The following is a 15,216-nucleotide window of genomic DNA, read 5'->3' on the forward strand; positions in this document are numbered from 1 at the left end:
GAAAAGAGGCGGACTGTATGCAGATTCAAGGATTTATTATTCATCATTCCGTTTGCCCCTCGATTAATGGCAAAGGGTTTGATTTTTTTATTTGTGCGGATGCCACAATTATTCCTGCTACCACCCCCATGGATGAGGAATACATCCATATTTGTTTTGAGGGTGATTATTCCAAGATCGTTGATCTGGCTCCTGCCCATCAGGAGCAGCTTTTTGTTGCCCAGAAACTCCTGGTCACACTTGCTTCATTGTATCAGATTGATCCCAATCAGCTCTTTTCGCATACCGAATTATGCCCCGGATCCATTTTCCCATGGAATGAACTTGTGATTTCGGAGCAGGATAGGTATCATTAGATCGAGGTGAAGGATAAAGCATGGAAAGATTACAGAAAATTTTGGCAGCTGCCGGGGTTGCATCTCGTCGTAAATGCGAAGAATTAATCCTAGAGGGCAAAGTAGAAGTGAATGGCGAGACGGTAAACACACTTGGGGTCAAGGCTGATCCAACGCAAGATGTGATTACTGTGAATGGACGAGCTATTCAATCCGAGAGTAAAGTGTATTTAATGATGAATAAGCCGAAGGGTGTCATTACGAGCGCTACCGATCCGAAAGGACGCAAAGTTGTTACGGATTACGTGACGGGGATCAAAGAGCGGGTATACCCTGTAGGCCGTCTTGATTATGATACGGAAGGTTTGTTATTGCTGACCAACGATGGAGAGTTCGCGAATCTGCTCACCCATCCGAAGCATCATGTACCTAAGACTTATCTCGCAACGGTTGAAGGCATTCCTCATGGCGATAAACTCGAGAAGCTTAAGGAAGGCATTATGCTGGAAGATGGCATGACAGCGCCGGCCGAGCTGGAGTATCAGGATATCAATGTTGAAGAGAAGCAGGCGACGATTCGGATTACGATCTACGAGGGTCGGAACCGTCAGGTTCGCCGGATGTTCGAAGCGATCTCTCATAAAGTCATCAGGCTCAAGCGGATCAAATTCGGTGATTTGTCGCTGATGAATTTGAAGCGCGGTAGAACGCGCCCGTTAACGCCGAATGAAATCAATGAATTGAAGCAATTAGCCTTATCGAAAAAGAATAAAGAACGCCGGAAGTAATCGATCTCGTACACATAAATTTCAAAATTCCCCAGATGTCGATAACCGAATTTTAGCTATAATGTTCATAGGATATCTAATTAATACATCGCAAGGTGTGATGTACATCATTGAAGGGGACGTCAGATGAAGAATTCGAGAAGAATCGTACAGATTGTTATTTTGCTTGGCGTTTTCATATTGGGTGGTTATGCTATCGGGTCTGCCGTATTCAAATCGGATGATAAACCTGGACGTGGCAGTGAACCGCCCGCTTTTTCTTTAGTTGGTCTGGATGGCAAAGTACATAAGCTGGATGAGTACACAGGGAAAGGCCTTGTCATCAATTTCTGGGGCTCTTGGTGTGAACCGTGCGTCAAAGAAATGCCGCTGCTCGAGAAAACGTGGAAAGCTATGAAAGATAAGAACGTTGAGATTATCGGTGTAAATGTTGGTGAAGATGAGCTCACGGTCAAAAATTTCGTTGGGCAATTCGGTGTAGATTTTCCGATCCTATTAGATAAGGATAAGCTCGCTACGAAGAAATATGCGATCGGTCCAATGCCGACGACGTATTTTGTAAACAGCAAAGGGAAGATCACGGATATCTATGTCGGGATGCTGGACGAAGACACGCTTGAAGAGCGACTGAAACAGTTAAACTAAGAGGTAATTCCAATTTTTGAACTCTGGATTTAACTGTTTCTTTGGCATGTTTTGAAAGGGTGTACATCATTAGTTCGAGTTATGGATCAGTAGGAGGTCTTCACAGTGTTTCAAAATACGAAATGTGAGTGCGGGCATCAGAATCATGTTGGCACGGTGCTCTGCGAATATTGCGGTAAACCGCTGAATGATGCGGAGGATGCGAATGAACCGCTGGAAATGCGATATGACGGCGTCGCACGGAAATCTCAGAAAGCTAACCCGTCGCTTATCGACAAGGTTTGGAATTTCTTCTCATCGGTTAAGATTGCGGTCTATTTAATTATTACTACGCTGCTTGGTGCGACGCTCGGAACGATTTTCCCTCAAGAGAGCACCTTCATTAATGGGGATCCGTCGACGTATTACGAGAAAACCTACGGGACGATCGGGAAAATATATTACACGCTCGGTCTATCACATACGTATACGTCCTGGTGGTTTGTTACGTTGCTGGTAATGATTGGGACTTCACTTGTGATCTGTAGTCTGGATCGCGTTCTACCACTTTATCGTGCACTTAGCAAGCAGCAGATTCGCAAACATATGCGATTCTTAACGAGACAGAAGGTCGTCTATCAACAAGAGATCGCACTAACAGGGTCCGCTGAGGAATGGGTTGCACAGGCGGTGAAGCCGCTTCGCAGAAGACACTATCGCGTACATACAGACGGCTCTGCGCTGCTCGCAGAGAAGTATCGTTTTAGCCGTTGGGGTCCTTATATCAATCATATTGGACTGATTATTTTCTTATTAGCGGTGCTTGCACGAGGAATTCCAGGCTGGTATATGGATCAATATATCGCTTTTCCAGAAGGGGAAGTGAAGCGGATTCCGGATACGAACTATTATCTGAAGAATGAGAAATTCACGGTCAAGTATTATAAGGATTCCGAACTTCCGAAAGAAATGCAGGGCGAGAATCGGTTGATCGCCGAATTGTATGAGACGAATGCAGTGCTCTACGAATGTGTGGAGCAATGTGACGATCCGTCGAAGAAGCCGGTGCTTAAGGAAGTGACTCGTCATAATATCGAAGTGAATAAACCGCTGGATTACAATGGGTTTATGGCGTATCAGACGGATTATGATCCGACACTGCGCCTGCGATCGGTCAAACCGGAATTCCGCAATAAAGAGACCGGTGAGGTCTATGGCGAATTCCAATTGGAAATGCGTGACTCCGCGCTGTCCTATGACGTGGGGCCATATCATTTGGAGCTGAAAGAGAAATATCTCGATTTCGGATTAAATGAGGAAGGACAACCAGTGACCAAATCGCAGGAACCAAATGCGCCAGCCTTCTTGTTCCTCATTACTGGACCTGATCTCGCGAAGGAAGGTGAATTGTATTTCTATTTCCCGCTTCAGATTGACAAGGAACGGTTCGATCAAGAGGCTCTCAATGCCAAGTTAAGCGGAGACTTCGCGAAGAAATTCGAGATCAAAGTCAATGGTATGAAAAATGTTGGACTAAGCACGACGTCGTTCTTAACGATCCGCGTGGATAGTGCGATGCCTTTTATTTGGGTGGGTGCTGCGATCTCTATGCTCGGTCTCGTGATGGGCTTCTACTGGAATCATCGTAGAATTTGGCTGCGTTTTGACGGGAAGCAGTTAACACTCGGAGGACATACGAATAAGAACTGGTATGGCATGCGAAGCGATGTGGCGAATTTGCTGAAGCAAATGAATATCGAAGTGGATGCAAAATCGCTAGATAACGGAGGGGAAAATCGATGAAATCTTTATTAGACTTTAGTGGTGATGCTTTTTTAGCGGCATTTTTCTTATATTGCTTGGCCTTCGTATTCTACGTGATTGCAATCTCCGGGAAGATGTGGAAGAAATCCGACCCGGCAGCACATTTGAAGCGCTGGAAAGTGATATCGTTTACAACTTCAACGCTTGGTACGATCGCGCAAATTACATATTTCTTTACGCGTTGGATTGGCGGAGGCCATATTCCGACCAGTAACATGTATGAATTCATGTCATTTCTCTCCATGATGATCATGGTTGCATTTACGATTGTGTATTTAATTTACAGAACTGCGGTATTAGGCGTGTTCGCAGTACCTGTTGCGATTATCGTCATGGCTTATGCGTCGGTGTTCCCGCAAGAAGTACAGCCGTTAATTCCAGCGCTCAATAGTATCTGGCTCAAAATTCACGTGACGACAGCTGCAACGGGGGAAGCTTTCTTCGCGGTTGGTTTTGCTGCAGGACTGATGTATCTTCTACGTACAGTTGACTTTGCTTCGAAGACCAAAAAAGCGGTTAGAGCGCAGCGCTGGGTAGAGATCACATTGTTGTCAGTACTCATTATTATAGGTTTTATCGCCTCTGTATTTACGTTCAGAGCGATGGGTTATGAAGCTGTCTTCAAACAAACGATTGTAACAGTTGACAGCCAGCAGCAGGAAAGTAGTAAAATAGAAGAGGTCAAATACAAGCTGCCTGCCATTGTAGCCCCTTATGATAGCGAAACCGTGAAATTCGACTCCTTCCTGGGGATGAGCAAACCTCTATTCGAAGCTCCATCTTGGATGAATGGAGCAAATGCGGGACGGAAGCTTAACACAGTCGTTTGGGCCGTAATCTCAGGTCTCATCCTCTATGGTCTGCTGCGACTTATTGTACGCAAATCGCTTGGTGCAGCGATTCATCCTGCGATGGACGGCATTGATCCGGAAGATTTGGATGAGATCAGCTACCGTGCCATTGCGATTGGATTCCCGCTCTTTACCTTAGGAGCACTTATCTTCGCTATGATCTGGGCGCAAATCGCTTGGTCGCGCTTCTGGGGATGGGATCCGAAGGAAGTATGGGCGCTTATTACTTGGTTGTTCTACAGTGCATATTTACATTTGCGTTTATCGCGCGGCTGGCAAGGAACGAAATCATCATGGCTTGCCGTCATAGGTTTCTTAGTCGTCATGTTCACACTTGTCGGCGTCAATCTTGTTATTGCTGGTTTACATTCTTACGCAGGAGTATAGAGGGGATAGGTCGAATATACTCCAATGCAGATAAATAGAGTTCTACATAAATTGTTGGAGGAGTGCCTACATGACGGATCAATTGAATCGGATTTTGGTAGTCGATGATGAAGAGCGGATTCGCCGCTTGTTGAAGATGTATCTGGAGAAGGAAGGTTATATTATCGAGGAAGCCGAGGATGGCGAGACGGCATTGCAGAAATCGCTCGACTCTGACTTTGATCTTATCTTGCTCGATGTTATGCTCCCAGGGATCGATGGGGTAGAGGTGTGCACACGTCTGCGTCAATCCAAAGCGACTCCGGTCATCATGTTAACTGCTAAAGGAGAAGAAATTAACCGTGTGCAGGGGTTTGAAGTGGGGGCAGATGATTATGTCGTCAAGCCTTTCAGCCCGCGAGAGGTCATCTATCGTGTGAAGGCCATTCTGCGCCGTTCTTCCGCAACTGCATTCTTATCGAAAGAAGCGAATTCAAGCAACAATATCGTATTCCCGCATTTGCTCATTGAGCATGATGCGCATCGTGTAACGGCAGGCGGACAAGAGGTCGGCCTTACACCGAAAGAATATGAGCTTCTGCATTACTTGGCGGTTTCCCCGGATAAGGTATTCTCACGGGAAGAGCTGCTTAAGGATGTATGGAATTATGAGTTCTTCGGCGACTTACGGACAGTGGATACCCATGTCAAACGGTTGCGTGAGAAATTGAATAAAGTCTCTCCTGAATCTGCAGCAATGATTACAACAGTCTGGGGCGTCGGTTACAAGCTTGAGGTGCCGAAATAACGTGATGTTGTGGAAAAGTGTCGTAGGTAAGCTATGGATGACCATCATTGGTCTTGTTGCACTGATTCTTATGATTTTGGGTGTCTTTCTGTTACCTTATATCGATGTGTATCACTTTAAGAATTCCTATGATGTTAAGCGGCTATTTATTTTTACAGGGATCGTCGGGTTTTCACTCACGACGGTCTTTGCTTTTTTCTTGTTCTATAAAATTACGCAGCCTCTACGGATGCTTAAGAAAGCTGCGGATCGGATTCGAAAAGGTGAGTATAACACCGATGGTCTGAATATCCGTTCTACCGATGAAATCGGGGAGCTGGCACATACGTTCAGTCATATGGCGAAAGAAATGCAAGTCACCATCCAGGACTTGAACCATGAGAAGGAGCATTTGTCGAGCATTCTACGGAGTATGACTGATGCAGTTATTACCTTCGATGCCGAAGGCAAAGTCGTATTAGCAAATCCGAGGGGCGAAGATATTCTTCGCGCTTGGAACGACTTATCTTGGGATGGAGACATGGCTGAACGGGAAGTTGATTCATTCCATATTCCTGAACCGTTGTTAGCCTTATTCCAAGCCGTACTTGAGACGCGTAGTGATCTGACCGACAAGCTCCATGTGCAGCAAGGCGTGTTCTCCGTTGTTATGGCGCCACTTCATTCGCAGGAAAGTGTTCGTGGAGCCGTTGCTGTGCTCCGTGATGTAACAGAGGAAGTGAAGCTTGAGAAGTTACGTAAAGATTTCGTGGCGAATGTCTCTCACGAGATTCGTACACCGCTCTCTATGCTTCAAGGCTATAGTGAGGCATTGATGGATGACATTGCTGCATCGCCGGAGGAGCGCCAAGAGCTGGTCCAAGTGATTCACGATGAGTCGCTGCGGATGGGAAGACTGGTGAAGGATCTACTCGATCTAGCGCGTATGGAAGCAGGACATATCGAGATGCAGCACGAGAGCGTCCAAGTGGATCAATTGATCCAGCGCGTATACCGCAAGTTCGCGGTACTCGCGAAGGAGCGTGACATCCATTTGCTGCTTGAAGCGCCATCGGAGCCGATGATCTTGGAAGCTGCTGACGAGGATCGATTAGAGCAGGTGCTGACGAACTTACTAGACAATGCATTTCGTCATACGAATGCAGGGCTTCAGATACTTCTTTCCGCGGGTTATACGGAGACGTCGAAGGGCAGAATGTTGGTGCTTAAGATAGCTGACCAGGGACAAGGGATTCCTTCGGAGGATGTGCCGTTTATATTCGAGCGTTTCTATAAGGCTGACAAGGCTCGTACGCGCGGAGCGAACGGGGGAACAGGGCTTGGACTTGCAATTGTCAAAAATATCGTGGATGCACATCGTGCTACGATTGCGGTTCAGAGCACCGTTGGTCAAGGCACGACATTCACAATTACGTTTCCTGTCGAAATCTAATTTGAAATGACAAACACTCTCGTTATGAGGGTGTTTTTTGTGTTTTTTGGTGAAGGAGGCAATAAAATCTTGTTGTTCGTGGAACATCGCGATAATAAGAAATGCCCTCCGACACCAGGGAGTGGTGCGTGGAGGGCATTGTATTAAGAACCTATTTCATTAGAGTGTAATTTCTTTGGCTTTCAGAATGCCGTCAATTTGAAGCAATTGTCCGATCACGTCTTTTGGTAATCTGCGATCAACAGACAGCGCCATAATTGCATTACCGCCAGCCTCAGAACGACCTACTTGCATGGTTGCGATGTTGACATCGTTATTTCCTAAGGTTGTACCAACGCTGCCGATCATACCCGGTTTATCGGTGTGAGAAATCAGGATGAGCGTTCCTTCAGGAGCAACGTCTACGGTAAAGCGGTCAATTTGAACAATGCGCTCACCATAACCGTTCAGTAACGTTCCGGCAACGAGACGTTCTTCCGTAGAAGACTTCAACGTAACTTGAAGCAGGTTCGTAAAGCCTTTTGTTGCTGCAGACTTCTGCACCACGACGTTTACATCACGGACTTTGGCAAGATGCATGGAGTTGATGATATTCACATCCGAACCGAGATGGAAAGATAGTACACCTTTAATAATATGACGTGTGATTGGTTGTGTATCGAAATCTGCCAAATCGCCGGAGTATTTCACGTGAATTTCTTGTACTGGACCATGGATCATTTGAGCAACGAATACGCCTAGCTGTTCACCAAGCTTGAAGTAAGGCTGCAACTTATTGAGCACGTTCGCAGGAACTTGCGGCATATTTACGGCGTTCTTGTACGGCTCATTGCGTAGAATATGGAGTACTTGCTCCGATACATCGATGGCCACGTTCTCTTGCGCTTCGATTGTCGATGCACCCAAATGCGGCGTAACAACGATTTTCGGATGCTTCAAGAATGGATGATCAGCACGAGGAGGTTCTTCCTCGAATACGTCGAATGCGGCACCAGCGACAATTCCTTGATCGATCGCTTCAACGAGTGCGAGTTCGTCAACTACGCCGCCACGAGCACAGTTGATGATACGCATTCCTTTTTTCATAACCTCAAATTGAGGTCCCGAGATCATATGGCGTGTCTCTGGTGTCAATGGTGTATGCACCGTCATGAAGTCTGCATAACGGATGATGTCATCCACTGTTGCAAGAGTCACTTGTAATTTCTCTGCACGCTCTTCCGTGAGGAACGGATCGTAAGCGAGGATCTCCATCCCGAAGGCTTTAGCGCGTTTGGCAACTTCACTACCGATGCGACCCATTCCAAGGACGCCGAGTGTCTTGTTACGAAGCTCAACGCCGAGGAAGGACTTACGGTCCCATTCGCCTTGAACAGTCTTCATGTAAGCTTGCGGAATATGGCGGGACAAAGCCATCATCATCGCGAAAGTGTGTTCACAAGTTGTAATCGTGTTGCCGTCTGGTGCATTGATGACGATAATTCCTTGTTTGGTTGCTGCTTCGAGGTCGATATTATCGACGCCGACGCCTGCGCGACCAACCACTTTTAAATTTTTGCCTGCTTCCATAATGCGAGCAGTGACCCGAGTTTGGCTGCGAACAAGTAGGGCGTCATATTCCCCAATAATCGCGACGAGCTCATCTTCGCTGAGTCCTGTCTTCTTCTCAACCGAAATGTCGGCGGCGTCAACCAATTGCTGAATACCCATGTCACTGATCGGATCCGATACTAATACTTTGTACATTGTGTAAACCTCCCTTTATTGGTTAAAAAAAATAAAAACTCTCAATCCGCATACTACTACCGTAGTAAGGGACGAGAGTTCAATTCGTGGTGCCACCCTAATTCGCTGCTAAACCATCTAGCAACCTCAATCGGTCCAAAGACCATGAACGATAACGGATTCTGCCGACTGCACCTACTTCGATTCAATGCAATAACTCAGGACTGCTGAACTGACTGTTGCATACCGCCGATTTCCACCAACCATCGGCTCTCTGTAGGCTGCCCTAGCGTTCGTTCCATCAATGCTTTTCACAATTTATTTCCAATAATGTATCATCGGAACTGAATAGTGTCAATAGGAACTTGCCGAACTGTGATGTTTGTCACACAATCTTCGATATTGGTAATGATATGCCATGTGAAGCCTTGATTCGAAGCGAACTTGAATAGTGATTCCTAGGTTTGTTATGATGCTATTACTGTGTTTCCCACTTATTCGTAGAAGAATGGGAGCTGTGGCAGCAATTCATCTTTATAGTACCGGTTTTTATTTTTCTTAAACTCATTGGCTTTTATCGCATCGGTACGAAGTAGTAAATCGACGAATTGATGAATGTATTGGACGTTCAACTCGCCACTTTGTCCATTTTGAATCATTTGATCGATTTTCGTCGTAATATCTTGTGGGTAGTAAGGTTGATACATATTCTTCTCTAGCAGTATATTGGTGATGAGAAGATTCTTGACCGCAATCGGATAACTCTTCCACTCTGTAATCGAGACTTTCGGCTGGAATACAACTTGCTTAGGAATTTCCGAATTCATGGTAGAACTCCATTTTAATATGGCAAAATACATTTGTTCTTGGGCTCGTAAGGTGTAATTCATAGCGCTTTTGATATATTCGTCCTTCGCGAGTTGCTCTACTACAAGTGACCCGGGTATGGAGTTCGCCTTGCTAATGTATTTTGATGTACCCGTACTGAATAATTTTAATGATTTGAGATAGTTGGTCTGGGCATCTTGAAGTAATGGAGAAGTGCCATTGATCGCGCTTTGATTCGCTTGTTTATATTGTTCGTCGGCAAGTTTGCCAAGTGCGCGAACGATCGAGGCATTATCCGTTGTTGGATCGCCTGCATTTAATTGGTCCATGTCCTCGAACCACGTATTCTGAAATTCTCGATACGGCAGTAGAACTGTGTGATAGAATGATACTAGATCTTGCTGCGGATACGTTCCGACTCGCTTTATTTGCTTGGTGGCAGCCGTCTTCGCGTCAAATGTGGCTTCCGTCCGATCGGTCCCAACTTTCAAGCCATAAAAGAAGGATCCAACCGCACAAATGAGCATGAAGATGAATCCGAGACTGAAAAAGAGATAAATTCTAGAGGGTCTTTTTTCCATGTGAAGCGCTCCTTCGATTACTTTGAGTTTAATTAGAATACAATACTTAGAACAGGCAGGACAATGATGAAAAAAATCAACTTTAAACGCTTCAAGCTCAGACAAGTGACGGTGAATGATCTCAATGACCGCTTATTATTGATTAATTTGTATATCACGCAAGCTCTTACTCTTATTATCGGTATTATATGGCTCATTTTTCAGAGAAGAAATCCGTTATCTCTATTATCATGGCCAGAGGGCATCGAATTTCTATATTGGGGTGTCGGTCTCTCTGTTCTTGTCTTGGCTGCAGATCTTCTGGCGGGGCGATTTGTCCCGGAGGAGGCCATGAATGATGGCGGGATTAATGACATGCTCTTCAAGAAGCGGCCGCTCTGGCATATTTTCATCATTGCGGCGGTCGTATCGATCTGTGAAGAATTGTTATTTCGTGGTGCGATTCAGCATACCTTAGGTCCTTATTGGACGAGTATTCTATTCGCTGTGATACATGTACGTTACTTGAGACATTGGATTCCGACAGGGCTCGTGTTCGCGATCAGTTACGGAATGGGGTACATTTACATCCAAGCAGGGACCTTATGGGCACCCATCATCACACATTTCATCGTCGATTTCGTATTAGGACTGATCATTCGTTACCGGAGGGATTCATGATTCATGAGCAAGCAGTTAAGTCGAATTGAAAAGTACGGGCGTCGTAGTGCGCGCAAAGATAATAGTGGGCGGAAAAAAACAAAAACAGAGCGTCCGTTAGATTCGGAACAATCCGCAGAAGTTGGATCGAGACGGGAACTTCATCCCTCGTATCGCGGGAGACTAACGCGGCTCTTCTATCACTCGCTTATCGTACTTTTTATTCTATTGTTAATTGGTTTACTATATTGGGGACGCAAGATGATGGCATAATCAAGAGCGAGGGGAAGAAGTTATTGTGTTCTGGGTAATCATTGCGATATTCATCTTATTGATCGTGTTCGTTCTGATTCGAATGATTTATGAAGCAACACATACGGTGATTCAACAGGAACATATTGCGCTGTCCGAACTACCGGAACATTGGACCGATACGACGTTCATGTTCATCAGCGATATTCATCGACGTAAAATCTCGGAGGAATGGGTAGAAGCTTTGATTGTGAAGCATCCACAGATTGAACTGGTGCTGATCGGAGGCGATTTGACCGAGCGTGGGGTGCCGCTTGAACGAGTGAGGCATAATATGCAGTTACTACGGAAGATCGCACCTATGTATGCAGTGCATGGCAATCATGATTACAATGCCGATTACAGACAATTGGATATTGTGCTTCGGGAGTGCGGCGTTCAAGTGCTTGATAATGAGGCGATATGGCTGGAAAAAGAAGATCAAGGTGTGTGGCTCGTCGGTTTAGATGATCTGCTCACGGATCGGGCGAATTTGAGGCTAGCTTTTGCTGAGCCGAGATTACAGCCAGCCTTTACGATCATGCTCGTTCATGATCCCGGCATCATTCAGCAATTGCATGACGAACCGATTCATCTGATACTGGCGGGTCATACGCATGGAGGACAATTTCGTTTGCCTGGGATCGGCCCACTTGTAACACATGGGATATACCGTCAATATTCGTGTGGATTATATACACTAGACAGAATTATTCGTAAGGGAAGCGACAAGCTTATCCAGGTTTTCATTAGCAGAGGGTTTGGTACATCCCATCTTCCACTTCGTTTATTTTGTCCTGCAGAGGTCCATATCATTACGCTCCACCAAGAAGAAAAGCAATCCAAAACACCTTAATTAGAGGTTCTGGATTGCTTTTTTTATTTCATGACCTTCTCGAAATCAATGGCTAGCGGGTTGACGAACGTGTACCCTTTGTCTTCTAGTTTGGTCAGTAATTCATCCAAGGCTTCAACGGTCCAAGGCAATTCGTGCATCAGAATGTTGCTGCCAGGATGGAGCTGCTCCAATACATTTTTAATTACCGCATCAGGTTTGTTTTTGTTCTTCGAATCCCAATCGAGGGATCCATTCGACCATGTCATGAACAACATCCCGTTGTCCTTGACAATTTTGCGTACCGTGTCGTTACCAATACCGAATGGGGGGCGGAAGAACTTCGGTGCTTCTCCGATCGTATCTTTTACAATTTTCTGTACATCTTCAATTTGTTTTTTGATATTGGCCTCGGATTCCTTCTTCAGATTAATGTGATCCCAGCTATGATTGCCGATGATTTGTTCCCGGTCGTGGATTAACTTTAACAGCTCCGGATGTGCTTTGACACGATATCCATTGACAAAAAATATAGCTTTGGCTTGATGTTTGTCCAAAGTATCAATCAGACTATTGATCATTTTCTCATCTTTTGGACCATCATCGAAGGTCAGCAGAACTACCTTCTTCTCAATCCCTTCCTGTGCAGGAACAATGTTATAGACTTTGTTCATAACGTAAGATTTGGCGATTGGGGCTTCTGTGCTTGCAGGCTCGTCAGTTGGCTTCTCTGATGATGGGGTTTGGGTATCGTTCGCAGGTGCTTGAGTTTCAGTACTGGCAATTGGCTGCACCGGAATTTTGTCTTGTTCAACACTTTTTTGGCCGCAAGCCGTGAGGCTGATGACGAGGGTGAGCAGAATGAACCATTTTGAGGTTGCAGGCTTCATGTTTGTTAGCTCCATTTCCTTATTTTAAACGGGATGAGTTTTAACTGAAGGGTCACAATATGTAATGATCTTATCATAAAGAGGAGGTTTTCGTCGTGAAAATGACAGCTTTTATGATTGGCGGTGTGCTTGGTGCGGCTGCAGCCGTATATATTAGCAATAACAAGCAGATGATGATGGCCAAAGCAGGTGATATGGGTCAATCCGTGAATGACTGGATGAGTAAAGCGAAGGATAAAGTAATTGAAGTGACGCTAAGCCCAGCGTTCGGGGATGCGACAGCTTCCTCAGCAACTTCAACAATGTCATCCTCAAGCCAAGCCCCAAGTAGCTCTGCATCGTCTACACCTTCTTCATCAGCCACTTCCAGCTTTGCATCCTCAACCATGTCTGATACCGAATTCGGTTCAGATCAGTCGTCAGGAGCAAGCGCAAGCAGCCATACTCAGCTGAAGGATCTGATTAATAAATCAGCTTCTGTCAAACGTGAAGTGGACGCCATTCTGAAAGAAAATAACACCTCCTTATAAGATGCACCAAGAAGATACGCTTATCAGCCTTAGTCAGGCGATAAGCGTATCTTCGGATTTATAAGAACAGTTTATTCGTGAGTAGCGTAAAATCATATAGGTTGAAAAAGAATCATGTTGCACATGAGAAATGTGTGATATGATTCTTTTTTTGTGCGTTTTTATTTTATCCTCGGTTCGAACTTACTAGTGCAAACGAGGAAATTTAGTGTTACCATGATATTTGAGGGCGTTTGTGAGCACACATTATATGTAATTTCATAAGCTGTTATAACCGATGCTTTCAATGGTATAATGGAAGATGCATTTAATGATTTCTATATTATCAGCATGATTGTTTAAGGAGGATCCTGTCATGAAAATAGAACGTCTAAGTACAAATAAGATACGGATTTTCCTTACGTTCGATGACTTGTCAGAGCGCGGAATCCAAAAAGAAGATATGTGGAGAGAAATCCCCAAAGTTCATGAATTATTCAGCGAAATGATGGATCAAGCCTATACAGAGCTAGGATTTGATCCAACAGGACCGTTGGCTGTTGAAGTGTTTGCACTGCCTGCACAAGGAATGGTGGTCATCGTGACCCGTGGAAAATATGATGTCCCTTCACTAGGTGTGAATTTAGAAGATGAGTTAGAAGAGGAAGTCTATGAGATGGAAGTAACCATGGAGCAAAGCGATACCATTATGTATGCATTCGCCGACTTCGAGCACCTCATCGATCTGGCCCATTTGATAGCGTCGCATGTCGAGGAGGAAGGAAAGTTATATTATTACAAAGATCGTTATATTCTACATCTAGAGCCCAAGGATTTAGAACAAAGCGCTTATAATGCGCTTATTGCTCTTCTCGCGGAATATGGAGAGGCGACTTCTGTGACCCCAGCGGTACTTGATGAATATGCCAAAGTCGTTATGCCTTCCAATGCGATTGGTACGATTTGCGCTCATTTCACACCGCTGCAATAATCTTACGAAGTCAGTTTTGCTTCGCAAAACTTGGTTTATGCTTACGAAGTCAAAGTTTTACTCTGTAAAACTAAGCTCATGCTTACGAAGTCAGTTTTGCTTCGCAAAACTTTTAGGAGGTCATATTCGGTGCCTTTGTTCTCAATTCTAACGGCAGCAATCGCGCCGGGTATCGCGTTGCTTGTATATTTTTATCTCAAAGATCGATATGACAGTGAACCGATCTCCATGGTGGTCAAAATATTTTTACTCGGATTTCTCATTGTACTGCCGATTATGGTGATCCAACATGGGATACAGCTGTGGTTAGGAAATAATCCTTACTTGTTCTCCTTCGGTATTTCTGCCGGGGTTGAGGAAGCTGTCAAATGGTTCGTGATCTATCATATTGTCTATAATCATACGGAATTCGATGAACCTTATGATGGTATCCTCTATACTGTCGCGGTCTCGCTCGGATTTGCAACCATAGAGAATTTACTGTATGCATGGTATAGCCATCCTTCGTTTGGTACCTTGCTCGTTCGCGCTTTGCTGCCTGTTTCTGGACATGCACTTTTTGGTGTCATGATGGGGTATTATTTCGGTAAAGCGAAATTCTCAGAAGGAAAACGCAAGAGACGGTACTTACTCTATGCGGTGGTCATCCCGCTCTTCTGGCATGGTGTGTATGACTACGTCTTACTCACCGTCAAAACGTATTGGATTTGGTACATCGTTCCTCTCATGGTGTATTTATGGTATCGCGGAATGATGAATGTGAGGAGCGCGAACTCTCGTTCTCCTTTTCGTCTATTAAAACGTGAAGAAATACAAGATTAAACGATTAAAATCCGGTTATACTTCATAATGAGGTGATCGGATGCGGGTCAAAGTTAGAATTCGGTGCAGGAACTGCG

Annotated in this window: 16 protein-coding genes and 1 other annotated feature; of the genes, 13 read left to right on the forward strand and 3 right to left on the reverse strand. The window is 45.0% G+C overall.

All coding sequences use genetic code 11. The features are described 5' to 3' along the window. The first annotated feature begins 17 nt into the window (after positions 1 to 17). The 7 genes from C558_RS0105655 (at position 18) to C558_RS0105685 (ending at position 7,028) form a co-directional block, all read left to right on the forward strand. The gene (locus tag C558_RS0105655; protein ID WP_018755272.1) at positions 18 to 356 is read left to right on the forward strand and encodes an N-acetylmuramoyl-L-alanine amidase; all 339 of its coding nucleotides are present in this window, start codon (positions 18 to 20) and stop codon (positions 354 to 356) included. A 20-nt stretch (positions 357 to 376) separates the two neighbouring features. Continuing rightward, positions 377 to 1,123: a pseudouridine synthase gene (locus C558_RS0105660; protein ID WP_018755273.1), complete on the forward strand. Its 747-nt coding sequence runs from the start codon at positions 377 to 379 to the stop codon at positions 1,121 to 1,123. A gap of 126 nt (positions 1,124 to 1,249) precedes the next feature. Continuing rightward, positions 1,250 to 1,768, forward strand: a complete 519-nt coding sequence (resA, locus tag C558_RS0105665) for a thiol-disulfide oxidoreductase ResA (protein WP_018755274.1) — start codon at positions 1,250 to 1,252, stop codon at positions 1,766 to 1,768. 105 nt (positions 1,769 to 1,873) lie between these two features. Next, on the forward strand, positions 1,874 to 3,550 hold the full coding sequence (resB, locus tag C558_RS0105670) for a cytochrome c biogenesis protein ResB (RefSeq protein ID WP_018755275.1): 1,677 nt from the start codon (positions 1,874 to 1,876) through the stop codon (positions 3,548 to 3,550). Beyond that, a complete protein-coding gene (gene ccsA, locus C558_RS0105675) occupies positions 3,547 to 4,809 on the forward strand; it encodes a cytochrome c biogenesis protein CcsA (protein WP_018755276.1) in 1,263 nt (420 codons plus the stop codon). The genes resB and ccsA overlap by 4 nt, the downstream gene beginning before the upstream one ends. 70 nt (positions 4,810 to 4,879) lie before the next feature. Continuing rightward, a complete protein-coding gene (locus C558_RS0105680; RefSeq protein WP_018755277.1) occupies positions 4,880 to 5,596 on the forward strand; it encodes a response regulator transcription factor in 717 nt (238 codons plus the stop codon). A gap of 1 nt (position 5,597) precedes the next feature. Continuing rightward, positions 5,598 to 7,028: a HAMP domain-containing sensor histidine kinase gene (locus tag C558_RS0105685; protein WP_026263742.1), complete on the forward strand. Its 1,431-nt coding sequence runs from the start codon at positions 5,598 to 5,600 to the stop codon at positions 7,026 to 7,028. A 159-nt stretch (positions 7,029 to 7,187) separates the two neighbouring features. Here the strand turns inward: C558_RS0105685 and serA are convergent, their stop codons facing one another. After that, positions 7,188 to 8,774, reverse strand: a complete 1,587-nt coding sequence (gene serA, locus C558_RS0105690) for a phosphoglycerate dehydrogenase (protein ID WP_018755279.1) — start codon at positions 8,772 to 8,774, stop codon at positions 7,188 to 7,190. Between the two features lie 64 nt (positions 8,775 to 8,838). Continuing rightward, positions 8,839 to 9,067, reverse strand: a binding site (T-box leader). A 180-nt stretch (positions 9,068 to 9,247) separates the two neighbouring features. Continuing rightward, complete coding sequence (locus C558_RS0105695; RefSeq protein WP_018755280.1) at positions 9,248 to 10,162, reverse strand: hypothetical protein; 915 nt, start codon at positions 10,160 to 10,162, stop codon at positions 9,248 to 9,250. A gap of 66 nt (positions 10,163 to 10,228) precedes the next feature. Here C558_RS0105695 and C558_RS0105700 point away from each other — a divergent pair, with 66 nt between their 5' ends. Genes C558_RS0105700 through C558_RS30475 form a run of 3 tightly spaced genes read left to right on the forward strand, consistent with a single transcriptional unit; the run spans position 10,229 to position 11,948 of the window. After that, a complete protein-coding gene (locus C558_RS0105700) occupies positions 10,229 to 10,822 on the forward strand; it encodes a CPBP family intramembrane glutamic endopeptidase (RefSeq protein ID WP_018755281.1) in 594 nt (197 codons plus the stop codon). A gap of 3 nt (positions 10,823 to 10,825) precedes the next feature. Next, on the forward strand, positions 10,826 to 11,074 hold the full coding sequence (locus tag C558_RS30470) for a hypothetical protein (protein ID WP_018755282.1): 249 nt from the start codon (positions 10,826 to 10,828) through the stop codon (positions 11,072 to 11,074). Positions 11,075 to 11,099: 25 nt separating this feature from the next. Then, a complete protein-coding gene (locus C558_RS30475; protein ID WP_018755283.1) occupies positions 11,100 to 11,948 on the forward strand; it encodes a metallophosphoesterase in 849 nt (282 codons plus the stop codon). A 23-nt stretch (positions 11,949 to 11,971) separates the two neighbouring features. On the opposite strand, the gene C558_RS0105715 is transcribed toward C558_RS30475, so the two are convergent. Then, positions 11,972 to 12,817 (reverse strand): polysaccharide deacetylase family protein, encoded by an 846-nt coding sequence (locus C558_RS0105715; RefSeq protein WP_018755284.1) that lies wholly within the window; start codon positions 12,815 to 12,817, stop codon positions 11,972 to 11,974. A gap of 95 nt (positions 12,818 to 12,912) precedes the next feature. Here C558_RS0105715 and C558_RS0105720 point away from each other — a divergent pair, with 95 nt between their 5' ends. The 3 genes from C558_RS0105720 to prsW all read left to right on the forward strand — a co-directional run bounded on the left by C558_RS0105720 (position 12,913) and on the right by prsW (position 15,139). Continuing rightward, on the forward strand, positions 12,913 to 13,347 hold the full coding sequence (locus tag C558_RS0105720) for a hypothetical protein (RefSeq protein ID WP_018755285.1): 435 nt from the start codon (positions 12,913 to 12,915) through the stop codon (positions 13,345 to 13,347). Positions 13,348 to 13,702: 355 nt separating this feature from the next. Continuing rightward, positions 13,703 to 14,317 (forward strand): genetic competence negative regulator, encoded by a 615-nt coding sequence (locus C558_RS0105725; RefSeq protein WP_018755286.1) that lies wholly within the window; start codon positions 13,703 to 13,705, stop codon positions 14,315 to 14,317. A gap of 129 nt (positions 14,318 to 14,446) precedes the next feature. After that, complete coding sequence (prsW, locus tag C558_RS0105730) at positions 14,447 to 15,139, forward strand: glutamic-type intramembrane protease PrsW (protein ID WP_018755287.1); 693 nt, start codon at positions 14,447 to 14,449, stop codon at positions 15,137 to 15,139. The last annotated feature ends 77 nt before the right edge of the window (positions 15,140 to 15,216 follow it).

It is taken from the genome of Paenibacillus terrigena DSM 21567 (genome assembly GCF_000374845.1).
Taxonomy (GTDB): domain Bacteria; phylum Bacillota; class Bacilli; order Paenibacillales; family Paenibacillaceae; genus Paenibacillus_K; species Paenibacillus_K terrigena.